Below are 22,020 nucleotides of genomic sequence, written 5' to 3' on the forward strand. Positions count from 1 at the left end.
ATGTCATTGCCGACAATTTCTCCGCCAGGAGCCAGAGCACAGCGGAAACGAAGAACCCGCAGCATCTGGGCGAAGGCCACCACATCCGCCGTGGCGATGACTCTGTTCGCCAGTCTCGGCGTAGCACTGGCGCCTCCAGCCGCGGCACATATCGACTGTCTGAACGACGACCCGAAATTCGGAAATTTCTGTGTCGGCGGCAAGATCCTCGAGGAATACATCGCCATCGGTGGCCCGAGCAAATGGGGTAACCCCACGGGCCCAGAAGCTGACGCGGCAGATAATGGTCGTTGGCAGGCGTTCGGTTCGAGTTCGATCTACTGGCACCAGCGCGTGAGTACCAACAAGGCGAACCAAATCGGTGGCGACATCCGCACCAAATGGGGCCAGCAAAACTACGAGCGAGGCCCCCTGGGCTACCCGACCTCCCGTGAGATCGCAGTCACCGGCGGAGCACTCAACCACTTCGAGCGCGGCAGCATCTACTGGACCCCGCAGTACGGTGCACACATCATTCAGGGCGAAATCTACGACACCTGGTCCAAATCAGGGTTCCAAACCAGCACCTGGGGTTTCCCGACCGGAGACGAATTCCCCGTCGGGAACGGTTTTCGTCAGCAGTTCCAAAACGGCATCATCGAATGGCAACCCGACGGATTCAACAACGAAAGCGTCGATGCTGACATATCAGAACTGGCCTGCGGTACCTGCGGCGACGACGGATGGTTGACAGATCCAGAACTCGGACCCAAGGACATGACACCAGCTCCGCTGGGTTTTGCGGCACGCTCCACAAATGAGGAATCAGCCCCGGAAGCCCGCGGAATCGAGCAGCCACCGATCGCCCCCAAGTGCGACGAGATCCGCGTCGAAGAAATTACCGAGCCCGTGTGGTGCATGCGCGTCACGGGCACCGCTCCACCAGAGGCGACGTCCCCCACGACTGATCCTGAAGTCCCCACAGAATCGGTGACACCGACGTCCGAGCCGGCAGCTCCCACCTCGGAGACAACCGCATCTGCCCCGGTCGTCGAGTCAACGACGGAATCGGAGGCCCCGACATCGGAGCCGGCGGCTCCCACCTCAGGATCGGCTACCCCGACCTCGGTTGCCGAATCGACGACGGAATCGCTGACACCGACATCGCAATCGGCGGCTCCCACCTCTGGATCGGCTACCCCGACCTCGGTTGCCGAATCGACGACGGAATCAGTGACATCGATGTCCGAGACGACGGAGCCCACCTCGGAAACAACCACTTCGACCTCGGTTGCCGAGTCGACGACGGAATCGGTGACCCCGACATCGGAGACAACGGAGCCCACCTCCGAGACGGTCACTTCGCCTCCCGCGGCCACGCCCGAACCGAGCACAGAAGCAACCCCAGAAGGGGCACCGGCCCAAAGTCGCGCAAGTACGGTCCCCGCGTGGTGCACCAATAACATCCCCCACACCTCGGATATATGGAAAGGCAGCGCCCAGTACTCGTGCATCTCGGAAAACGCTGATATCGATCTGATCGACAGTAAAGGAAAAATAATCGGTTCAGTCAATGCCACCGTTGACCGAAAGATTCCTTTGTGGTGGAACAAGACAACTTTCACAAGCGAATACACAATTACCTTGAACTCTGCCACCGGCGACGGAGTCACAGCATTGTTCACCGGAAATGCCCTGTGTACCAATATTCCGTCTTGCTCCAAGGTCAGCGGAAGTAACAGCTTCGCCTTGTCCTACTTCCCTGGAGCTACGCACACATCCACTGCTGTCTACAATCTCGACGTCTCGGCAGGTGGAATCACGAAATGGACTGACATCGTGTGGACGATAGGTATCAAGTCCTCAAAGGGGTCAGGGATGTTTGTACAGCTGGCGCCGAAAATCAGGTGCGACAGCGAACCGGGACTACGGAACAAATCCGGATGTGTATTCCGCGATACGAGACCTGTTTGGTCGGTTCGCAGCAATGCAGATTTCGCCGCGCACGTCCGTCGCGCTCAGCAAACGAATCTCCCCGGCGCCAAGGGAGGAACTCCGCTCACCCGCATCACTTCCGAGTCGGACATCGCTGCCAATCGTCGAGGATCCTGCGGGCACGTGACGGGTCCTCGCCCGACTGGCATGGACTGCGATGAGTACCCATTCGCATCCACAGACCAGGGCGGTCGCAACGGCGGTCAGGGGCGAACTTTCGCCAACTGTGCTGTTCCGCAACACAACGGAATCAACCAGATGACCCCAGGTGACATGTCGACCGTGGGGGGCTACAGCGTGTGCCTGATCGACTCCGGTCAAAACAGAAGCGCAGGCGCACAATTGTCGTGGTTCTACGCAAAGAATAGAATTCGAGCCTACGACCCGTTCTACGTATACGCCGGCAACCCCTAACCCGGCAGTGACTCCCCGGCCCGCCTGACATGAAAACGTCTCTTCAGGCGGGCCGGGCTGCGTCACCGCGAACGATTTCGGCCCAGTCTCCACCAAAATGATGCAATACCGCCGCAGAAGAGCGTCGAACCGACCGCGATCGCTGGGATGGTCAGCCAAATTGGATCGGCATCGATGATCAACGGCTGCGTGGTTTCTGCGACCCAAAATCTCCGAGGCGCGTTGACTGCAAGATTTGCATATGCAGCTAATCCGGTGAGAAGACCAAGAAATATGGAAAGAATCAAAAGATTCGATACTCGCGCGTCCGCGCCATGCTTTAAATAGTAGCCTTGAGATCGTAAAGACTGGGCAAGAAGATAGGCAGCCAACGCACCTAGAGCGGCGCCGATGATAAGTGCAGGAAAAGGAGAAGGGGACGATTCGACGCCTCCGAATCGAATTGTCCACACCCCAGGGGCGGCGTCAGGGTTGATGGTGTCACGCGGCCCGCGGACGTATACCCAGCACGCAGCGGCGAACAAGCCCGCGACCAGCCCATACCCGATTAAAACGGGAATCAAGCGATCGCTGGAAGAGGTGCTGCTTCGTGGTCCCATGCACGTATTGTTCCACTCTCCAGCATGGTCATATTTATGGTGGGAAACTGAACTAGGACAGGAATGAGGGGTTGTATGGCCATCACGGCGACAGTCGAGTTCGATGCACCGGTATTCGTTCTCGGACCGATACCGCGTGAACCCTACGTCCATACCTACGGCAAAATTCTGGGACTGAGCCCAGTCGTCGCCCGGTTGGCGCTGAGCTCGACCGCCGGCCCGGTCCGAATCACCGTGGATGTGGTGGACGAAGATCCAGGTCCTCCACAGGCCGACGAGTGGGAGACCATCGAAGAAGGCACGATCGAGAGCGTTGTCTCGGGGCTCCCCCCGTTGAGGCTCAGTCGCGAGAAGATTATGGAGTTCGGCTACCTCGACCGCCTACCCCTCGGCTTCTATCGAATCCGCGCATCGGTGCGCAACCGGGACTCCGACCGAACCAACCCTGAAGCATTCATTCAGATCTGGCCCGTGACAGAGTTCGAGCCAATTCACCTGTTCAAGTCAGGTGACAAGGTGGAAGTCCGCGATGTCTACAGCGACGCAGGACGGCTCCCAATTCCCTCACGCCCAGGAGGCGAGCAGCACGATGCTGCCACGGATATCCGTGCTCGCAGCGCCACCGAACCAACAGATGTGCGCCGACAGTGGGAACGAATTACCGCCTGGTTTTCCGCCAGCGGATCGCCGCACGCGCTGGATGCATTCGCCCCCGGAGCCACGCAATCGGAAATAGATCGAGCCGAGGCACAGACCGGAATCGCATGGCCAACCGAATTGAAAGACCTCTACTCGGTCCAGAACGGCTTCGCCCCCGGCGCCTGGATGCAGTTCCTCCCCCAACACGACATGCTCAATCTGGATGCCCTGTTGGCTCATCACCGCGGAGCCCCGGCAGTGTACGAGCTGCCCGATGTCCCCGAAAGTGTTCCCTCATTGTCGGATCGCGCTCAGCCGGCAGGAACCCCCAGCGGAAAGTTCCTCCCGGACTACATCACCTTCGCCGACCGTGACGGATACGAATTGTTCTGCGACACAAGGCAAGGGCCACTATCAGGCTGCGTGACCGAGTACGCCCGCGAGAACGCGGACGACGCTGGGCCGCAGTGGACTTCGATCAGTGCGATGCTCTCAGATCTCGCCGAATCCCTGGAAACGGGTCAGCCCTTCGCAGACGGCTGGATCCCGCAGCTGAGCGATGACGCCTTTGCGTGGCAGTGGACACCCCAATAGCGCTTGGCCCTTGTCGACGGCGCCGTCGTTCGTACACATGCTGCCCATCGGTGCCGTGGTCCGCGGCTGTAGGTATCGGATCGGATAGACATCATCACTGGAGGTGCTGAGATGTTTCTCCAGTCATGTTCGTGTTCCTACGTCTTCTGTGAACCTTTGCCGAGCCTGCGATGGCGCGAACGTGCCGACTACCTAACCGAATTTGTAACCACGCACAATAAATCCCGGCGCCCGCACGTCGTGCTGTCCGGGTATCTGGGGTTCGAGTATCGATCCGGTGTTGCCGTGCTCCTCTTTTTGTAGCAGCGGCTCGGTGCCCGCTGTAACCCAAACCTGTCGACCACTGGCGAGCGACAACGGCCCACCGATGAGACGCTCCGGCTCAAATTCGATCCCGGGCTCGGTCATCCAGAGATACACGACGGTGATCTCGTCCCAGCTGTCATTGACACCAACGTGTATCTCCTTCGAGTCGAGTTCTGCCGGCGCATACGACCCGCGAAACGGTGCAATGGCAAAGGCCATCCGCATGCCGTTCTCGAAGGGAACTGGTTCGAACTCCCACATGTTCCGGCCGATCGCGGGATCCATCACAGGTGACGGAGAGCGCGCATGCTCACTGGTCATCGCGATTCTCCATGCCGCGTCGCCGTGGAGGGATGCTTTCCAGATCGCCCCAACACCTACTGCGGCGATGTAGGTGTCCTCTTTGCTCACCCAAATTCGCCACGACCCCGAAGTCCAATACTGGTGAGGCCCGTTCTGGAGAGTGAATGCGAATCGCAGTCTGTTCTTTTTCGACACGAAACAATGATCGCGAGCGTGGCGAGTTGTCGAACATCAATTGCCCGAACAATGAGGACAATCACTCCCGTCACAGGTGTCGGCGGCTTCGCGGGCTCGCTTTCACACGCCCAGTTCCGTGTGCATCGCGTCTTCCAGTGCCGAACAATCAGCTTTGATCGTCGCCTCCAGATTCGACCGTGTCACAGACCTGAGAACGTTGTAGAAGTTGTCTCTTGCGAGGATGTCCTGTGCTATCCGGGATTCGCGGCCGTGGTCGGCGGCTGACTGTTCGGCATCAGAGACATGTTCAAGGAAGTCCTTGAGAGCCGCCCGGACACCGACCCCGCCGATCACTTGTATTTCCGCGATGATTCGGTTCAGTTCATGTGCGGCAGCTTCATCTCGAGTTGACGCTGAGTTCGAGGCCCGGTCTAAAGCGTTGCTCAGAATGCGAGACGTCGCCGCCAGAAACTGCCCGTACACCGCTATCCGCGCCGTCATCAGAAGCTCTTTGCGCGCATTCTCTGCTCTCTTGGACTCCCCGACCAGAATTCCGAGGAATGCCCCGACGGCACCTGCAAGGGCCGCCACAACAGCGGCGACCGCGATGAGTTCGCCTGCGTCCACGTGAACCTCCCAATGCGGATGGGGACCACGCTCGGCGACAGCTGACGCCCACTTCGTCCCTACTACTGACTGATATCGCTGCCCGCCGGGCAGAGTGTTTCGTCCGACACAACCGTTGTGCCGTTTCACTTTGTGAGTCATAATGTGAAACATGGATGTGAAGCGATTGCCAGTAACACTCGATAGTGACGACCAGGCCGAGCTAGCCGTGTTTTCCGATCCCGATCGTCTTGAATCGGGCATCTTGCGCGAGTGGGCGCAGCAGCATCACATCACCGTCCGTGACAATTCCGAGTCGGGAATTGTCCGTGCGCTGTTGCGCGCGGGGGCGGAATCACTCCGAGAGAAGGCGCTCGAGGCTGGATATGCCGAGCTTGCCAAGGATCAGGCAGAGGGGCTCGGAGAGCAGCGAACACGCCGTAATCGCTACGCCGAGCGTGTCGACCAGGCCTACGGCGAATGACGGCCGCGCTTCGCGGTCAGATCTACTGGTTCGACATGGGGCACGGCGAGAAGCCGTGGGTGGTGGTGTCCAACAACGTCCGCAACCGCAACCTGAACACGGTCCTCGCCGCACGCGTGACCACCACACCGAAGCCGGGTGTTCCGACGGCCGTCCCCCTCGGCGCCGCGGATCCTCTCGTTGGTTCGATCCTGGCGGATGACCTCATCCAGCTCTTCGACGACGAGATCGCCGCGAGCAGGCCTGCGGGATCGCTCTCCCCTGCGACCGTGGTCAAACTGAACAAAGCACTCGCGATCGCACTCGGACTCCCCTGACAAACTCACTGAACGGCTGTGGCCCTCGATCTTGTCGGTCGAGGGCCACAGCCGTGCGAGGGCGCATGGAGCTAGAGGTCAGTGAATCGCGATCTCGCAAGCGCCTGGAGTGCATAGCTGAAACCGAACAGAAGGATGACGAAAGAGCCGGCGGCTACCGCACCCTCGGTGGGAGCGTCGCGGAATGCCAGCAACGCCACAACGAACATGGCCAAGGCAACCCACCCTGCCCGCTGGAACATTCCACTCATACGCGCAAGAGACCGGATCAAAGGGAAATTCATCTGTCCGAGCGGGTCATGCTCTTGCATGTCAGTCCACCAATCCGAATCGAGTTGTGTTGCACAGCAGCATATGAAGAAATGGGTGTGTCCGCCACAGTGCGACGCGTAGGCCCCAGGCGGGACAACCCACGATCGCCGCAGCCGTGGCGGACACGAGAAGCATCAACAACCTACAACCCGGATGCACGAACGGTGGGCGAGACCGCTCGAAAGGATTGGGGCTGTTGATACTTCGGCTTGTGATCGGCTACTGGACGGGCCGATACGTTTCAGTTTCGTCGTCGAATTCCCAACGGACACCGTCGATGTCGACGGCTGTGAAATCGTCGGAGGGATCTTCGGCGACCGCGAGGCCACTGTCGATCATGTCGAGAACCTGATCCATCGTCAGCGCAGATGCAGCGTTGGTACCTGATTCGGCCTTACTGACGAAGTCGGGGCGTTCGGCAACCTCGTTGGCGATGAACTCTGCGAAGTCGCCGGCGATCTCGGCTGCGTCCGGCTCGAACCCGCACGCACCGCCTCGGCGGCATTCGCCGAACCCCATCTTCGACAAGCGGCTGACCAGCGGCCACAGCACTTGGTAATGCCATGCCGCCATGCCGCCGTGATAGGGGGTCTTCACCGCCTGGTACACCTCACGATGAGCGAACATCGCCGCCGTCAGCTCCTCGACCATCGGATCGTGTTTGAACCAGCAAGACTTGATCTCATTGCCCAGGTCGTAGCGACGACGCAGCCATTCCGTCCATTCGCGAAGTTCGACCCACAACTCCGCCGCCGAATCCTGGTCGAGGTGCCGCCAATCGGCGGGGCCGGGGTTGTACTCGGGAATGGTCATCGAGGGTCCTTTCGAACGAGGGAGCAGGGCGTCGACCCCGAGAGTTCAAGCACGGAAGCAGCGCACTGGGCGCAGGAGCCTCCGCGATGTCTGATGCGTTCGAACTTGCCGGTAGCTCGGAACACCCCGTCGTTGTAGGTCACCTTCGGGTCGCGGACGGTCCCTTCTTCGGGGGAGACGATTTCGACCATCGTCCTGTTGATTCCGTCTTTGGTTACGAGGATCCACCAGGCCTGGTCCCCGGCGTTCCAGTGGTCATCACTCAACCACGGTGTCTCCGAAATGTTCTGGTCTGCAAGTGATGTCTCGTCTTCGGTCACAAAACACCGCCCTCTTCGGATGACCCGCAGGATTGGTTGGTCATCGGGTGCCATTCGCGCAGAATTCGTCGAACGCCGCCTGATTCGCACGCACTCGCTTGGAGAGTTCGGGAACATCCCACACTGAGGGCAGACGTACCTTCATCGGCTTGACGTTGCGGAACATCATCAGCGCTTGATCTTCGGGCATCTCACGAATCTCGTTGAGCGCCATCACCGGAACGCTGCGCGGAGCCGAACGCGGATCGTGGCTGCTGTATTCGTCACGGCTACCCATCAATCGGGACAGTGCCGCCAACTCGCTTTCGTCACCGAGACCGGGCAGGTACAACCGCGCCGGCGAGGACGTCGAGAGCTGCTGCCCACCGATGCGGCCCCAGCGCTTCTCGTTCTGCAAGGCACTGTGTACGAGAGCCCAGATCTGGATTCCGCGGCCGCCGGAGTCGGTGATCAGATCCGGCATGTTCGGAATCGCTGCGACGTTGTTCATCTCGTCGAGGACCATCCGCAGTGGAGGGTCGATCTTGTCGTCCGGCTGGGTCAACCCGTGGGTTTTGGCCACGTGATACAGCTCAGCCGACAGGACCGTGGTGAACGCGGCAGCCGATGCGCTGTGCCCCTCCGAGACCAGGTAGACGGTGTTCTTGCCTTCGGTCATCAGCGCATGAAGATCGGCAGATTCGCTGCGCGAGACGTTCAGTGCAGCCATCAGCTTCGGGGACGCCAACGGCTCGAGCAATCGGGCGCAGGCGCTGACCACGTCGTCGGCGGAGTCGGACTTCGAGTCCAACGCCTGTTCGAGTTCGGCATGCCAGTCCGGCAGGTCCTTGAGCAGGACGTCGCGCACCAGTTTGACGTTGCGCGAGGACGCCCAGATCCGCAGGTCCATCAAGTTCTTGTTCTTGACGGCCGCGGTGTAGAGGTATCCGCGCATGAGCATCGCGGCTTTGCCGTTCCAGTAGCCGGCGTTGCTGGTGTCGTCCATCGGCATGGCCTGGACCAGCGCTTCTGCTCGGCGTTTGGCGACTTCGGGGTCCTCGCATCCGGCCAGTATCGACCAGCGCATCGGGTTGGGGATCGCGGTCAGTCGTTCGGGGTCGAAGACCTCGACGCGGCCCACTTTGCTGCGCTCCGCCCATGTGGAGCGCAGTAGGTCGCCGCGGGTCGAGGTGGCAACCACAGAGCCGGCCGCGTCGGTGACGCCCTTCCAGCACACGCGCCACGTCTTACCGGCGCCCGTCGGTCCGGTGCAGGTCAGCCCGTCACGGTACTGCAAGTACACGCCGTCACCGCCGTTGTAGAGCGTGGCGATTTTCGTGGTTTCTGCTTCCGCGACGATGCGACGCACCGGAACGTCCGCGAGGGACAGTCGGGTTGCTTTCGCTTTCTTCACGGCTGCTTTCTCACTGACGCCGGTGCGGGCAAGTTCGGCGCGGTCCGCGAAACCGGACTCTCGAACATGGCGCGCAGCGCGGCGGATTGTCATCTTCGACGAGATGAACATCCCCAGCCACAGGCACAGAGCCGCCAGGACGGCGATGGATCCCCACGTCAGGACCGGACCGCCCGGCCGCGAGCCTTCGGGCCATGCCAGCGCCGGATCGCTCGGATGCAGGAAGAGCCCTTTGAACACGTCGAGCACGCCGTACATCCCGGACGGCAATGCACCGCCGGTGCCGGTGAGGACGCCGGACAGATATCCGCCTCCGACCACGCTGAACATCACGGCGAATACGGTCGCTGCCAGCGGGATCACACCTGGCGTGATCATCGGTTTGGTAGGACGCTGCGTTGTACTCATCGCTTCTCTCCTTCGATCCGGTCGGTTGTCACAAGCTCGGGCCGCGATGGTGGAACTCGGGCGGTTGCCACATCTGATGTCCGGCGCTCAGGTGATCGGACTCTGCGCTCCAGTGCGTATGAAACTTTGTGGTGTCGAGGTCGGGCAGTTCGTGGTGCTCGTGGGTGTGGGGTGTCGCTGTCTCGGGTGTGCGCCAAACAGGCTCTGCCGGCGGTACGAGTGCGGTCGGCTCGGGGTTGGGGGAAGCCGTGTCGGGACCTCGGACCAGGTTGGGGGCCGGACGAGGGTAGTCCGGTGTGAGTTCACGGACTTCACGAGCAAGGGCGGCGGCGTCGATCGCCGTGTGCAGATCGACACGGCGCTGCATCGTCTGTGCCTCGGTGATCGCCTCGACCCGGCGCGTGTGCTCGTGCTCGGCCCAGTCGCCGATCTGCTGCGACGGCGGCGCTCCGATGGGCCATTCGGTTGGCTGCGCCGCCGACAATTGGACTCCGTGGGCGTATTGCATGACAGCGCGCGCTTGCGGCTCGGTGAGCGTCACCGCGCATTGACGTTGTGCCTCGTCTTGGATGCGTGCCTGTACCGCCGCGAAGCCGTCGACGTGGGCCGGATCGTCGACGAACGAAAACGGGCCTGCCTTCGGATCGGGGACCCCGATCCAGTCGGCATGTTCGAGATCGAGCCGGTTCGCGAGGTCGACCACCGGCGCCGGTGCCTCGCGCACGGTGGCTCCGATGTCCTCCAGAGCGATCGCGGCGAGAAGATCGGGCGCATCACGGGTTGCGCTTCTCTCCAGAGCCCAGATTTCGTAGTCGCCGCCGTCTGACCGAAGGATGCTGTGCGAGAACGTGTATGCGAGTGCTTGCTGGGCAGCCTCGGCATCGACGTCGCGGCCCAGATGGATCAGCGACAGATCCTGCACACGCAAGACCATGGCACCCGGATTACCGAAGTTCGGCGGCAGCGCGCCCGTTTCGAGGGTGCTCCAATCCTGCCTGTGGCTGGTCACCCAATATTCGCTCTGCGAGTCCACCTGCGGCATCCACTGCGCGGATCTCAGATCGAGTTCGTGCGCCAGCAACACCGCCGAATCAGGGACTGCGGCAATGAAGTTCACGAGCCTTTGGTCGAAGGACCGCGCCCAGCTTTTCCGAGCGCTGTCCGGCTCGACGATCCTTCGCCAGTCGTATGCGCCGTCCATCTCCCACTCGCGGTCGCTGGCGTTCATGCTGCTTCTCCCTTGATTACTTCGTCGGTGTCGGTGAGTGTGATTTCGATGTCTGAACGCACGTGCTGGAGCAGGATCGGGTCGGCGGTGCCGTATTTGACGAGGCAGTGGCCTTTGGCGAGGGACATGATGATTTCGGTCGAGCCGGGCGGCAGGTGGTACATGCGGGCGGTCTCTTCGGCGTCTTCGACTCGGTCCTGCCCGTAGAGGAAGACGATTCCGGCTTCCTTCATCAGCGCCCGGGCCGGTGAATCGGTCGGCAGGTCGGAGATGTGGTGGAACGCCGAGCACGTCGAGAGACCCAGACCGCGAGAGAGTTTCATGTTCTCGCGGAACACCTTTCCGGTCGATCCGTCCGCGACGTGCCATCCTTCCTCGACGATCAGCACGGTCTGCATGTGTTGTGCGGACCGTGATGCGAGAACATTGGCGAGCCAGGTGTTGATCACGGTCATGATCACCCGCAGTGCGGGACCCTTGTTCGGCAGTGCGGAGACGTCGAAGTGCACGAACGGATGCTCGAGTGCCTCGCGAACCTCCGGTGAGGTGGCGCCGTCGACGAGGCCCTTGAGGTCGCCCTCGCACAGCTTGCGCAGCGCCAGACCCGGTGTCAGGCCCCAACGCTTGGCGTCGTCCGCCCACAACGGACCGAACGTCGCTCCGGAACCAGGTGTCGGGTTGAGCAGCTCGTCGGCGAGCTCACGCAGGATCGGCTCGCGGCCTTCCGCAGCGGCACGTTTGTTGACTACCTCCAATGCCAAACGCAGTGCAGCGTCTTCGGTTTCGACCAGAGTACGGCCGATGGTGTCTTCGATGACGGCGCCGACAAGAGCTTCCTGCCCTGCCGGGGCGACTCCGTCGGTGCGTTCGACTCCGCTGGCGATCGCCGGATCGAGGAGGTTGAGGCGCACCCCGATTCCCTCTGCGCCGCCGGCATGGAAACGGATCGAACGGGCGCCGACCGCATCGGCAATGCCGGAGTACTCGCCGCCCTTGTTTCCTTGGCGCTTCTTGTCGATGACCACGACCTGCCTGTTCGGCAGGGCGAGTTGGCGCAGGCAGAACGCGGTCTTGATCAGCGAGGACTTCGCTTTGCCGATGTCGCCGATGACGGCGATGTTGATGTTCTCGATTTCCGTTCCGTACAGCTCGAACGGGTCGACGATTTCCATCGTCTGGCTGATCTTGTTGAGCCCCGTCATCAGGCCCTCGTGGCGGACCGAGCGGCGCATCGTGGCCAGGTTCAGCGCTTCGCCTTGGCGGGTGGAGGTCCAGGCACCTTCGGAGCGGATTTCGTACCAGCCCCACCGGTCCAGCAATTTGTTGCGCTTGGGAGGCTGGCGACGGACAGCGATCCGGTCGGACGCGACCACTGCGTCGACGACGGCGGTCTCTTCCGGACTCTCGATCTGGACTTTCTTCTTCCCGAGCGAGGGAGCAAAGGACCATCGGCTGGTTTTCTTGTGGCCGCGCCGGTATTCGGCGCGCTGCTGCGTGTTCGTCATGAGGTGTCCTTCGCTCGCTACTTGACGCGGGTCCACTTGGTGGCCGCGAGTCCGCGGCCGAGCGGCAGGGTCAGCAAGGAGGCGACGTCGTGGCGGTTGTCCTGCCATTCGATTTCGCCGATACCGCAGTCCGCGGCAGCCTGTTCGACGCGGGTGCATGCACGCAGGGCGTCGTCTTCACCGCGGCCGGTGACCGACACCGCGAGCGAGTAGATCATTCCGTGGTGCCCGCTGCCTGGTTTGAGGTCGGAGCGCCGATGCGCGGACTCCGAGGATGCGACCTCGGATGATCCGTCCGTGACCTTGCCCTTTCGGCCTTCACCGATCTGCCGTGCCCGGTCTGCGGTGACGTCCTTGACGGCGGCGGTACGGGCCTGGGCGGCTTCGACGAAGTCCATCCGCACCATCACCGTCCGGATCGTCGGCGCGGCCGAGATCTCGTCGTCACCCGGATCAGGTTCGACACCGGTGAGCAGCTCCGCGAGCCACAACGGACCGAGCTCGACCGGCTCGATGACCCGCGGCGGGATGGTGCCCACACGGGTGTTCCACTTGCCGGCGACCTCGACCGATTCCTCCCGGCTGACGTAGGACGGCCAGCAGTTGTCCCACCGGACACCCTTGTGGGCATCGAGCGGGAAACTCGGGTCCTGGCACGAGCGGATGACCGCGCAGGTGCGCTGTTCGCCGTAGACCTGCACGCGGCCCATGCCGGCGCGAGTCAGCGATGCCACTGCCCGTTCGGTTTCGTCGCGGATGACCTGCGCGACACCGGCGATGGTCTCGGCACCCTTGCGGCGGGCGAGCCGGGCACCTTCCATCAGCAGGTCGGTGGACTTCGGGAAGATCAGCACGGCGTACGAGTAGTGCCCTTCCGAGTACGGCTCCACCCGGTCGATGAGCTGCCCGTAGGACTGGATCGCTGGAAGGACTTGCATTGCCGGATCCCCGGCGGCGATCTTGGCTTCCATCCAGTTCTCGTGCGGGGTCATGTCCGCCGGCACCGACCGGTTCATCAGTTCGAGTCCGCGCACGAAGGAGGAACGTTTCGCGAACCCTGCCAGGGTGCGCCCGAACGCGGCCGAGGTCACCGCCCACGCCTGATCGCCGCGCAGTCCTTCGGCGAGACCCTGCATCGCGATCAGCACTGTGTACTGGTCGTTGTCGCCGGGAGTGCGGCTGTGCAACACGAACAGATCGTCCAGACCGGTGCCGCTGAGATCGAGCGGGGCGGTCTGTCCCAGCGGCGTCGGGAACGCCCACCCTGGATCCAGATCGGGGTTGCCGTAATCGGGGTCGGTAGGCGAGACCCAGACGTGCTCACCGCGTTTGCGGCGCTGCTTGTTGCGGATCGCTTTCATCTTGCGGCTCGCGTAGGACTCACGGTGGTTGATGTCCGTCGTCGATGCCAGCGCCGCGAGGATGAGCAGAACGTCGAAGCCGAGTACCCAGATGTTCTGTCCGACGAGGAACAACGCGGACACCGCGACGATCACTGCACCGGCCCACGCGGCGACCACCGGTTCGGGGAACGGAAGAAGGCCACGGCGTGCAACTTGGCGGCCGAGGATCGCTGTACGTTGCTCACTCATCAGTTGTCTCCATCCGCATGTTCGGGCGCACTTTGGGCGGCCGATCCGGCCTTGTTCATCGCTGCACCGGCAGCAGCGAGGGCGATCGGTGCTGCCACGACCGCAGCTCCGGCCGCCAATCCGACGGTGCTTCCGGCGGCGGCCATCAACTTCGACTCCGCTCCCCCGGACTTGCCTGCCGACTTCGCCGCAGTCGCTGCGCCTCCGCCCTGGTGGTTGCCGCCGCCGTGGCCACCGGATGCGGCAGCGTGAGTACTCGACGCCGAACTCTCGTGTTCGGGCGAAGATCCCCCCTGGTGTCCGGCGGCGCCGCGGACCGGGCTGCCTTCGACCTGGCGGCCGGGAGATCCGGCAGCGTCGGAGTTGTGTGACCCGGCCCCGCCGGGTCCGCCGCCTGCGCGTTGCTGGAACATCTGCGAGCCCGACCCGATGGTCTGCCCGACTTGAGATCCGCCGCCGCCGAAGTCCGCCGATTCGGCCGAGGTCGGCAGGATCGGCGAGTACTTGAGCATGGAGAACGGCGCCAGGCCGATGATCACGAAGCAGACTGCGATCAACGAGAGCTGTCCGAGAGATTCGAGCTTGCCGTCGTCGGCGACCGATCCCTTCGCGGCAATGTTGATGACCGCGAACACCACGGCGAGGATCACGAACATCAGCGGCTTCGAGAGCACTACTCCGATGAACATCATCACCGGTCGTAGGGCTTTCTTGCGCCAGGTGGGGTGGACCCACATACCGAACGCGATACCGCACACGACCGCCAGGATCGGCAATGCCGCTGCGTGCATCAAGAATCCGAAGAACATCGCCATCGCGCCGAGGAACATCAACCCGAATCCGACGATCGCGGCGATGGAGCCACCGACGAGGGTCTCTGAGGTGAGCGTTCCGAGGACCGAGGAGATGTTGCCGATGACCTCATCGGTGCTCGTCCCGATCCAGTCCACCAGCGCCAGCGACATCTCGTGCATCAGTGAGATCAGCAGCTGCGACATGGCAGGGGCGAACATCATCATCATGATTCCGGCGGGCATGTACCCGAACAGCGACTTGGCCAGCTCCTCACCGGTCATGCCGCCGTCGGAGGATTTGTAGATCGCCAGGATCGTCATCAGCACCAACACAAACAAACCGATACCGGTCGAGACCGCGTAGACGGTGATGAATTCGGTTCGGGCGGGGTCGAATTCACCGACACCGGCCAGGCCGGTCAGCACCGAGTTGGTGGTGCTGATGGCGCTGCTTTTGAGTTTGTTGGCCCAGGAGTCGATCACGTCGGACGGGTCCTTGACGAAGTCGACGAGATCGCCGATCGGGCCGGCCACGGTGTCCCACGCCCATGTGTAGCTGTCGACGATGTACTTGCCGCCCATGTAGGCCGGTGTCGCCTTCATCATCCCGCCGAGCGTTTCGCCGAGGCGGTCACTGAAACTGGTGTTCTGGTCGATCCAGTTCATGGTGCCGCCGAACAGTTTCCCGACCCTGGCGTTCCATGCGGTGCACGCCATCTGGTCCTTACCTGGTGCGCTCCGATCGCAGTTGACGAACATCGCGTGCATGCACAGAACACTCGGGACGTCCCCGCCGCCGCAGGGCGCGGACCATGCAGCATCGGGAACCTTGTCCGCGTTCGTCTGCTTCTTCATCTCGGTAAGTGAGGCCGCGTCCGGTGTCGGGCTCCACTCGAATCCCCAGGTGGTCGTCGTTTTCGTTGTCCACCGGGCGAGATCGTCTGCGCACGTCGGGGACGGCGGGTACATGTCCGCAGCCTCGTTGAGGGGGTAGGTGTCCGGGTAGACGCCCTTGAGGATCGACTCGTCGGTGATGCTCAGGGCTGCCTTCTGGTTGGCCTCCACTCCCATGTCGACACCGGACATCTGTGTACCGGCGCCGCCGGCGGCGACCAGGGCGTCGATCAGAGCCGGGTTCTTCGACATCATCACCTGCGGTGCCCACGCGGCGATCCGCTCGGATTCCTTTGCCGTCCAGTACATCAACCGGTTTTCGTTGTGCATGACCTGTGTCGAGTACTGGCCCATGTCGCCGCCTTTGTCCTTGCAGACTCCGGTGAACCACGAGGCGGATTTGAATTCCTCGGTGCCGGCGACGAATTTCTTCAGATCATCCGGAAATCCTTTGGGGAGTTCCTTGCCCGACTGAGTGGCATTCTGCACGCCGGGAGCCGGGTCGGTGTTGGGGACAGCAGTCGGCTGCGCTGTCGCCGGCAATGCCAGTCCGAGCATCGCGAACAATGCCACGGCCGCGGTCAGAATTAGTTTGCGCCACATCAGTCAGGCCCCCTTTCTAGTTGACGTAGAACGTGTAGAAGCCGTTCGCGCCGGGCTTCGAGAGCGCCGAGTCTTCGGCGGGGAACTGTGCATCTTCGAGGGAAGGACCGGTGACGAACTTCCAGTCCTGGACTTTCCAGTCCCCGTCTTCCCAGACCACGGTGATCGTGTTCGTTCCGTAGACGGTGAGGATGCCGACCTTGTCGCTGTCCTCACTGACCGGACTCTGGCTCACGCCCATGCTCCAGATCGAGACGGTCGCCGAATCCTGAGTGAAGTCGGTGACCGTCACCACGAGCGGAACGTCGCTGTAGGAGCCCTTTCCCGAGTCGGTTCGGCCGCTGGAGATGTCGATGACGGACTCGAGCGCGGGAGTCGGGTTGGATGCCACGGCTACCTCTCGCAGCTTTGCTGCGTCGATCCGGCCCATGTAGGTCTGCCCGTTCGCCTGGCTGAAGTTCACCGCCGCGGTCTGCGCACCGGCCTGATCGCGGGTGTATCCGGCCGGAACGCCGTCGATCGTGGTGGTCGGACCGTGCGCGGCGCGAATCGCATCGGAGCCGGAATCGGAGTCGTCACCACCGCCGGATGTGAAGATCGCAATGATGCCGACGATCAACGCGATCACGCTGAACCCGATCACCAGTTTCACCCACAACGGAAGTCCGGATCCAGGGCCGCTGCTCGGGGAGCCGGTCGCGAAGGACGGGCCGCTGCTCGAACCCACCTGTGAAAAATCTTTCGCCATGATCAGATCGCTTTCTCGTCAAAAGTTCTGGAAACCAAAGGGATACGGAGGAATAACGTCGTCGGCATGTTCAGTTGCCGCCGCCGACGACGAAGAGGATGGCGCCGACGATGATGCCGACCGAAGCCAGGCAACCGACGGCGATACCGGCGATCTTCGCTTCCTGACCGGCGTCAGCCATTTCCGTAGGCATCCCGGCCTTGTTCATCGAGCGCATCTTGTAGAGCGCCATGATCAGCTTGACCACGCTCGCAGCGAGCGCGACGCCCCAGATGGCACCGACGACACGAGCCCACACGCTGTTGAAAGCAGGCCCGAGGACTCCGATATCTGGTTTGACGCCTTCGAGCGGGTTCTCGATTTGTGCGCTGGCTGCGCCGGCGGAGAGCAGGAGCACCACTGCCGTCGAAGCCAGCGTGATCGCCACAGCGAATGCCCGCCGCAATCGTGGTGCCTTCGAGGAAGTGGTAGTCGATGTTGCTGAGACAGCTTGTGGAGTAACGGTTTTCATCGCAAACGGCCTTTCGGTGATGTGGGTTCGGGTAGTGGTTCGCGGTATCGCTCAGGGTCGAAGTCGCGGTACGCCGCGACGCGCGGCGCAGGAGCACGGCGCGGCGCTTCCGGTGGTCGACGGATCTGTTCGGGGGCGTATGCGTCGGCGTATTCGGCGGCGCGGCCAATCGCACTCGCGGCGAGGGAATCAGCGATCTCAGCGGCAACGTTGGTGTATGCCTCGGTCGTCGACGGCAGGAGCCGGTCGTAGACGATGCGCTCCCCTGTCGCGAACGCGGGCTCGTACGGCACTCGGATGATGTTCGTGACGCCGAGTCGGCCGAACTCTTCCTCGATGTCCGCTTCCAGGCTCGGGTCCGATCCGGGCGTGACGACCGTGAGGATGATCGCCGAGCGGACCAGATGTCCGTATCCTCGGTCGGCTATTCCTTCGAGCATCTGCAACGCCATCTTCGCCATGTCTCGGCGCAGCGGCAGCGGTACGACCAGCAGGTTCGAGTGCTGCACTGCCCACAACCAGTTCGGGGCGACGGGGTTGTTTCCGGTGTCGACGAAGATCAGATTCCGATGCCGGCGCAGCACCGCCATGATGGCGGCGCATTCGTCCCAGCCGATTCCTCGATCTCGCGTGGTGGAGATGTCGGCCGCCAGGACCTCGTCGTGTGTGGGCTGTAAGCGCAGGTAGCGACCCAGCTCCCCCGAGACGGCATCAGATGACGCGAGCGCGTGGGCGTTCTCGAGGACGTCCCACGGACCGAGCTCCGGATCGGTGGTGCGGGCGGCGCGGTCTCCGAGGGAACCGGTGGATTCGTTGGCGTCCCACGCGACGACGCCGTGACCGCGATGCCGGCCGAAGGTGTTCGCCAGGGCAATGGTCGTCGAGGTCTTCCCGGCATCGCCTTTGAGGCTGATCACCGAGACGACCATGCAGCCGGGCAACGTCTGTTGAATGCGGGTGACCGATTGCCGGAACCGTACTTCCGCTGAATCCGGCTTCGGTGCCATCTTCATTCCTGCGGCAGCGTTGACGCGGCCACGCCATCCCCAGGTCGCGGGGCTGGTGTCGATGTCGTTTCCCTCGCGTTCGAACCGTCGCCCGGCATACCCGACCTCGGCGATAGGGGCGGGTTCTTCGTTCGCAGCGAGCGCATCCTGTCCGACTTCGTACGGATCGGCGTAACCGGCTTCGACTTCCTCGAACGATTCGGTGTCGGTCTCGTCGACCACGGGATCGGGTTCGACGGACTCGGCCGGTTCCGGATCGGGGGCAGGCTGTCGGCGCAGACGCTGGCTGCGCAGATTCACCGGGATCTCAGCGTCGTAGTTGCTCTGGGTTTCGTAGGGGTCAGGAGTGCTCACGGGAGTTCCTTTCGGGGTGGGGGTGGTTCCGGGGACGTTCTTCTCGCTGGTCATAGCTTTTTGAGGTTGTCGACGGCCCACAGGCCGCCGCGGCTGACGACCAGGACGGCGACGATGACGGTGTCGACGCCGGCGATGGACCCGTCGGCAGCGATCGCGGTCTGTTCGACCTGGTACATCCGGTGCACCGCGGTCGCGGTGTCCACGGCGCCCTGGTTCGGTACAGAGCTGACCGTCGGCCAGACCTGCGCGTCCTTCGCGGCCCATTCGAGCCACTGACCGCCGGGGCTTCCGGTCGGGGTGGTTCCGGTGACGTCGCCGAGGAAGCGTTCTGTAAGCAGGTCGCCGGTGCGGGCGGCCGCGTCGTTGGGTCCGCGATCGTCAGCGGTATTCCAGGTGAACCAAGTGGTGACCACGGCGTCGGCGACGGCAGCCGGATCGCTGCGGTCCACGATGGCGACCTGCTCGGGAGCGTGTTCCGGAACAGTGGCCGCGGGCCGTGTGGGCTCGACGGCGGACGTCTCGCTCGGGGACCACTGCTGCGCCCGTGCGCCCGTCGTGGTGGACGGGCCGGTTGCGGTGCCTTCCGTGCCCGACGAGCACCCAGCCAGGGCAATAGCGACGGCAGATGCAGCAGCGAGCGCGGCGAGGTGGCGTTTCACGACTCGTCCTCGATGAACAGATCCGACAACCGAATCGCCTGCCACGCCTGGTAACCAGGCTCTTCGCACCAGTCCACGGCCCGGTTGTTGTCGGTGATGTCGAGGTCGAGTGCAACACCGTGCTTGGCTGCCATGCCGGCGAGGGAGTTGCCGTCGATCTCCGGATTGGAGATGTGCAGGAGCAACCGCACAGCGGGAACATTCGCGTCCTCACGTGCTTTGCCGGCGAGGAATATCGCCTTACCGGCTGCCGAGTCGTCTGCCGAGCGCTGGTTGCCTTCCTTGAAGACCGTGTCGTTCTTGTGAAATGTCCCGTACCAGGCAGCGTCGTCGACCGGTCCGAGTACAGCGAAGCTGCCCCGCTCGTCACCGGCGGCGAACAGTTCCACCAACGGTGCGGAGGCGGCGGCCTCGGCGATCTCGTTCTTGCGCTTGGTCGCTTCCGCGTCGCGGAGGACGTCGTAGTCGAGATCGAGTTGCTTGACCAACTCGCGCTTGACCTTCGGCCACATGCTGCGCGAGAGCAGGTTGTTGCTCTTGGCCCACGCCCGCATCGCAGAGGAGTCGCTGGTGCGCAACTCGTCAGCGGCGGCGCGCACTGCGGCGGCGGCTTGTTCCCATTCGGTGGCTGCGGATGCCGTCATTGTCGGATCTACCTTTCTTCGGGTGAAACTTCATTCCGGGGTGGTCATCTGCTTGCGATGTTCTGGTCTGGGATGTTCTGTCAGGCAAATCGTTTCGCTGCCAATCCCGAGGCCGGTGGGGTCCAGTCGGAGACCTTGACGACATCGCCCGACTGCGGAGCTTCGACGACCTTGCCGCCGCCCATCCAGATGAAGATGTGGCCGCTGTGGGGTTGGATGATGTCGCCAGGGCGCAGGTCGGAGGGGTTGGTGATCGAGGTTCCGCGAGAGTCGCCTATCTGCATCTGATCTGAGTGGGCGAGGACCGTTCGGCCGCCGGTGGCTTGCGCCACCGCGTATTTCACCAATCCGGAGCAGTCGAACCCGACCTTGTTGAAATCGCCGAAACTGTCTGCCACTCCCCCGTCGCTGATCCCCTTGGTGGGTCCGTTCTCGTCGCCGCCGCCCCAGGCATACGGGGTGCCGAGCCACCGCAGAGCGGCATCGACGACGGCCGAGCCGGTGGACGGGCCACCCGGAATCGGACCCGCCGGGGCGGACGTATCGGTGAATTCCTCGATCGCGAACTTCTGAATGTTGCTGACGTAGCCGCGTGTTTCCTCGTTCTGGCAGACCTGGCCCTGCGACAAGGTGTTTCCGGGGCCGCAGTTGTACATCGACAACGCCAGCGGAATCAGCTCACCTTGCAAACGGCCGTCAGCCATCCCCTTTTTCGCCAACTCGAGCATCTTGCAGTCGTAGGACGCCATCGACATCGCAGCGTCGGCAGGTGAGCGCATATCGAGCTTTCCGTCCCCGTCCCCGTCCACGCCTTCCTGCGCAGCAGTCGAGGGAAGGAACTGCGCCGGGCCGTCCGCGCCGGAGTCGTCGTTGTGGGCGTTGACGTTGAAGCCGCTTTCCTGCTTGAACTGCCCGGCCAGCAGCGGAGCGGGGACCTCGGGGCAGGTACCGGCCGCTTTGAGGATCCACGGCTCGAACTCCGCAGGCACACTGCCCGGCTTGAGTCCCCCGCCGCCCAAGCTCGGCCCACCGCACCCGGCGCCCGCCGGAAGCGGGGTGATCGCGGCAGCGTTGACGATCGCGGGAGACGGAACACCCGTGCCGGGCGCGGGAACGGGCGCGGGTCCGGCCGGCTCGGCAGCACCGGCGAGCCACGGTGCGGGATCGGTCGGCGTCCCGGCGCCGTCGGGAAGTCGGCCACCCTCCCAGACCTCGAAATGCAGGTGCGGGCCGGAAGAATCGGCTTCATTTCCGACAGCGGCGATCTCCTGACCGGCAGTGACCTGATCACCGGTCTTGACCTTGATCGCCCCGGCAGCCATGTGGCCGTAGACGGTAGAAATCCGCTTCCCGTCGACGTCGGTGTCGATGATGACCCAGTTCCCGAATCCCGATGCGGGGCCGGCCTCTGCGACGACACCGGAGGTAGCGGCATAGATCGGAGTACCGAGCGGGCCGGCGAAGTCGGTACCGCGATGCATGGAACCACCGCGAGGACCGAAACCCGACGTCAGTTGATAGGTACCGGCCTTGAGCGGCTGCGTCTTGGTCCCCGGAGACGGTGCCACCGAACCGGTCGTGGACGAGGTGGGCAGGCAGTCGACGCTTGCTTTGGGGTTGTTGTCGGTACCGAACATGACGAAACCGAGCATCAGGACCACTGCGGCAACGACGCCGCCAGTGGCCTTGAGGCCGGTCTTGTTCGAGCTGGGTGAATCACCCATCGTCATGTCCTTGTCGTTGTGTCGTGCCGTGCTGGCCTGGGCAACGTGTAGGGACCTATCGCGGCCGCGAGAGCCGTGGTTCGAGGAGTGGGGAG

The 22,020-nt window shown here is 62.9% G+C and carries 21 protein-coding genes and 1 pseudogene; 4 read left to right on the forward strand and 18 right to left on the reverse strand.

The genetic code is table 11. The features are described from left to right. Positions 1 to 96: 96 nt before the first annotated feature. A pseudogene (locus QMA15_RS29185) lies at positions 97 to 615 on the forward strand (lysozyme); the annotation flags it as partial. Here QMA15_RS29185 and QMA15_RS29190 read toward each other — a convergent pair. Beyond that, positions 615 to 1,340 (reverse strand): hypothetical protein, encoded by a 726-nt coding sequence (locus tag QMA15_RS29190; RefSeq protein ID WP_290287916.1) that lies wholly within the window; start codon positions 1,338 to 1,340, stop codon positions 615 to 617. The pseudogene QMA15_RS29185 and the gene QMA15_RS29190 overlap by 1 nt on opposite strands. Positions 1,341 to 2,450: 1,110 nt before the next feature. Then, positions 2,451 to 2,987 carry a hypothetical protein gene (locus QMA15_RS29195; protein ID WP_290287833.1) on the reverse strand — a complete coding sequence of 179 codons (537 nt, stop codon included), beginning with the start codon at positions 2,985 to 2,987 and terminating at the stop codon, positions 2,451 to 2,453. 75 nt (positions 2,988 to 3,062) lie between these two features. Between QMA15_RS29195 and QMA15_RS29200 the strand changes: the two genes are divergently transcribed. Continuing rightward, the gene (locus QMA15_RS29200; RefSeq protein ID WP_290287835.1) at positions 3,063 to 4,220 is read left to right on the forward strand and encodes an SMI1/KNR4 family protein; all 1,158 of its coding nucleotides are present in this window, start codon (positions 3,063 to 3,065) and stop codon (positions 4,218 to 4,220) included. 192 nt (positions 4,221 to 4,412) lie between these two features. Here the strand turns inward: QMA15_RS29200 and QMA15_RS29205 are convergent, their stop codons facing one another. Beyond that, positions 4,413 to 4,937, reverse strand: a complete 525-nt coding sequence (locus QMA15_RS29205) for a hypothetical protein (protein ID WP_290287837.1) — start codon at positions 4,935 to 4,937, stop codon at positions 4,413 to 4,415. Positions 4,938 to 5,126: 189 nt separating this feature from the next. Further along, positions 5,127 to 5,633, reverse strand: coding sequence for a hypothetical protein (locus QMA15_RS29210; protein WP_290287838.1), 507 nt, complete (start codon positions 5,631 to 5,633; stop codon positions 5,127 to 5,129). A 151-nt stretch (positions 5,634 to 5,784) separates the two neighbouring features. On the opposite strand from QMA15_RS29210, the gene QMA15_RS29215 reads away from it, so the two are divergent. Then, positions 5,785 to 6,096, forward strand: a complete 312-nt coding sequence (locus tag QMA15_RS29215) for a hypothetical protein (RefSeq protein WP_290287840.1) — start codon at positions 5,785 to 5,787, stop codon at positions 6,094 to 6,096. Beyond that, positions 6,093 to 6,413: a type II toxin-antitoxin system PemK/MazF family toxin gene (locus QMA15_RS29220; RefSeq protein ID WP_095972934.1), complete on the forward strand. Its 321-nt coding sequence runs from the start codon at positions 6,093 to 6,095 to the stop codon at positions 6,411 to 6,413. The genes QMA15_RS29215 and QMA15_RS29220 overlap by 4 nt, the downstream gene beginning before the upstream one ends. Positions 6,414 to 6,484: 71 nt before the next feature. Here QMA15_RS29220 and QMA15_RS29225 read toward each other — a convergent pair whose 3' ends face one another. From QMA15_RS29225 to QMA15_RS29290, 14 genes are all read right to left on the reverse strand, one after another. Further along, on the reverse strand, positions 6,485 to 6,664 hold the full coding sequence (locus QMA15_RS29225) for a hypothetical protein (protein WP_290287846.1): 180 nt from the start codon (positions 6,662 to 6,664) through the stop codon (positions 6,485 to 6,487). Positions 6,665 to 6,944: 280 nt separating this feature from the next. Continuing rightward, entirely contained in the window at positions 6,945 to 7,538 is a 594-nt protein-coding gene (locus tag QMA15_RS29230) for a hypothetical protein (protein WP_290287849.1), read from the reverse strand. Beyond that, positions 7,535 to 7,858 carry a hypothetical protein gene (locus QMA15_RS29235; protein WP_290287850.1) on the reverse strand — a complete coding sequence of 108 codons (324 nt, stop codon included), beginning with the start codon at positions 7,856 to 7,858 and terminating at the stop codon, positions 7,535 to 7,537. The genes QMA15_RS29230 and QMA15_RS29235 overlap by 4 nt, the downstream gene beginning before the upstream one ends. Positions 7,859 to 7,898: 40 nt before the next feature. Then, complete coding sequence (locus QMA15_RS29240) at positions 7,899 to 9,659, reverse strand: TraM recognition domain-containing protein (protein ID WP_290287852.1); 1,761 nt, start codon at positions 9,657 to 9,659, stop codon at positions 7,899 to 7,901. A 28-nt stretch (positions 9,660 to 9,687) separates the two neighbouring features. After that, the gene (locus QMA15_RS29245) at positions 9,688 to 10,887 is read right to left on the reverse strand and encodes a hypothetical protein (protein ID WP_290287855.1); all 1,200 of its coding nucleotides are present in this window, start codon (positions 10,885 to 10,887) and stop codon (positions 9,688 to 9,690) included. Continuing rightward, entirely contained in the window at positions 10,884 to 12,392 is a 1,509-nt protein-coding gene (locus QMA15_RS29250; RefSeq protein ID WP_290287857.1) for an ATP/GTP-binding protein, read from the reverse strand. Before QMA15_RS29250 ends, QMA15_RS29245 begins: the two co-directional genes overlap by 4 nt. Positions 12,393 to 12,409: 17 nt before the next feature. After that, entirely contained in the window at positions 12,410 to 13,984 is a 1,575-nt protein-coding gene (locus QMA15_RS29255) for a hypothetical protein (protein WP_290287858.1), read from the reverse strand. Continuing rightward, positions 13,984 to 16,275: a hypothetical protein gene (locus QMA15_RS29260; protein ID WP_290287860.1), complete on the reverse strand. Its 2,292-nt coding sequence runs from the start codon at positions 16,273 to 16,275 to the stop codon at positions 13,984 to 13,986. The genes QMA15_RS29255 and QMA15_RS29260 overlap by 1 nt, the downstream gene beginning before the upstream one ends. A gap of 16 nt (positions 16,276 to 16,291) precedes the next feature. Continuing rightward, a complete protein-coding gene (locus QMA15_RS29265; protein ID WP_290287862.1) occupies positions 16,292 to 17,002 on the reverse strand; it encodes a hypothetical protein in 711 nt (236 codons plus the stop codon). 91 nt (positions 17,003 to 17,093) lie between these two features. Next, a complete protein-coding gene (locus QMA15_RS29270) occupies positions 17,094 to 17,450 on the reverse strand; it encodes a hypothetical protein (RefSeq protein ID WP_290287864.1) in 357 nt (118 codons plus the stop codon). A gap of 80 nt (positions 17,451 to 17,530) precedes the next feature. Next, on the reverse strand, positions 17,531 to 18,895 hold the full coding sequence (locus QMA15_RS29275) for a ParA family protein (RefSeq protein ID WP_290287867.1): 1,365 nt from the start codon (positions 18,893 to 18,895) through the stop codon (positions 17,531 to 17,533). Between the two features lie 50 nt (positions 18,896 to 18,945). Next, positions 18,946 to 19,557, reverse strand: a complete 612-nt coding sequence (locus QMA15_RS29280) for a hypothetical protein (RefSeq protein WP_290287870.1) — start codon at positions 19,555 to 19,557, stop codon at positions 18,946 to 18,948. Beyond that, on the reverse strand, positions 19,554 to 20,201 hold the full coding sequence (locus QMA15_RS29285; RefSeq protein WP_192713714.1) for a hypothetical protein: 648 nt from the start codon (positions 20,199 to 20,201) through the stop codon (positions 19,554 to 19,556). The genes QMA15_RS29280 and QMA15_RS29285 overlap by 4 nt, the downstream gene beginning before the upstream one ends. Before the next feature lie 80 nt (positions 20,202 to 20,281). Then, positions 20,282 to 21,925: a peptidoglycan DD-metalloendopeptidase family protein gene (locus QMA15_RS29290; protein ID WP_290287874.1), complete on the reverse strand. Its 1,644-nt coding sequence runs from the start codon at positions 21,923 to 21,925 to the stop codon at positions 20,282 to 20,284. Positions 21,926 to 22,020: the final 95 nt, after the last annotated feature.

The sequence above is a fragment of the Rhodococcus sp. APC 3903 genome (genome assembly GCF_030407755.1).
GTDB lineage: Bacteria > Actinomycetota > Actinomycetes > Mycobacteriales > Mycobacteriaceae > Rhodococcus_F > Rhodococcus_F erythropolis.

Excerpts from the sequence above, each read along its gene's own strand:
- QMA15_RS29195 (WP_290287833.1), bottom strand. The coding sequence starts at position 2,987 with ATGGGACCACGAAGCAGCACCTCTTCCAGCGATCGCTTGATTCCCGTT.
- QMA15_RS29200 (WP_290287835.1), top strand. The coding sequence starts at position 3,063 with ATGGCCATCACGGCGACAGTCGAGTTCGATGCACCGGTATTCGTTCTC.
- QMA15_RS29215 (WP_290287840.1), top strand. The coding sequence starts at position 5,785 with ATGGATGTGAAGCGATTGCCAGTAACACTCGATAGTGACGACCAGGCC.
- QMA15_RS29220 (WP_095972934.1), top strand. The coding sequence starts at position 6,093 with ATGACGGCCGCGCTTCGCGGTCAGATCTACTGGTTCGACATGGGGCAC.
- QMA15_RS29225 (WP_290287846.1), bottom strand. The coding sequence starts at position 6,664 with ATGAGTGGAATGTTCCAGCGGGCAGGGTGGGTTGCCTTGGCCATGTTC.
- QMA15_RS29230 (WP_290287849.1), bottom strand. The coding sequence starts at position 7,538 with ATGACCATTCCCGAGTACAACCCCGGCCCCGCCGATTGGCGGCACCTC.
- QMA15_RS29240 (WP_290287852.1), bottom strand. The coding sequence starts at position 9,659 with ATGAGTACAACGCAGCGTCCTACCAAACCGATGATCACGCCAGGTGTG.
- QMA15_RS29245 (WP_290287855.1), bottom strand. The coding sequence starts at position 10,887 with ATGAACGCCAGCGACCGCGAGTGGGAGATGGACGGCGCATACGACTGG.
- QMA15_RS29250 (WP_290287857.1), bottom strand. The coding sequence starts at position 12,392 with ATGACGAACACGCAGCAGCGCGCCGAATACCGGCGCGGCCACAAGAAA.
- QMA15_RS29255 (WP_290287858.1), bottom strand. The coding sequence starts at position 13,984 with ATGAGTGAGCAACGTACAGCGATCCTCGGCCGCCAAGTTGCACGCCGT.
- QMA15_RS29260 (WP_290287860.1), bottom strand. The coding sequence starts at position 16,275 with ATGTGGCGCAAACTAATTCTGACCGCGGCCGTGGCATTGTTCGCGATG.
- QMA15_RS29285 (WP_192713714.1), bottom strand. The coding sequence starts at position 20,201 with ATGACGGCATCCGCAGCCACCGAATGGGAACAAGCCGCCGCCGCAGTG.
- QMA15_RS29290 (WP_290287874.1), bottom strand. The coding sequence starts at position 21,925 with ATGGGTGATTCACCCAGCTCGAACAAGACCGGCCTCAAGGCCACTGGC.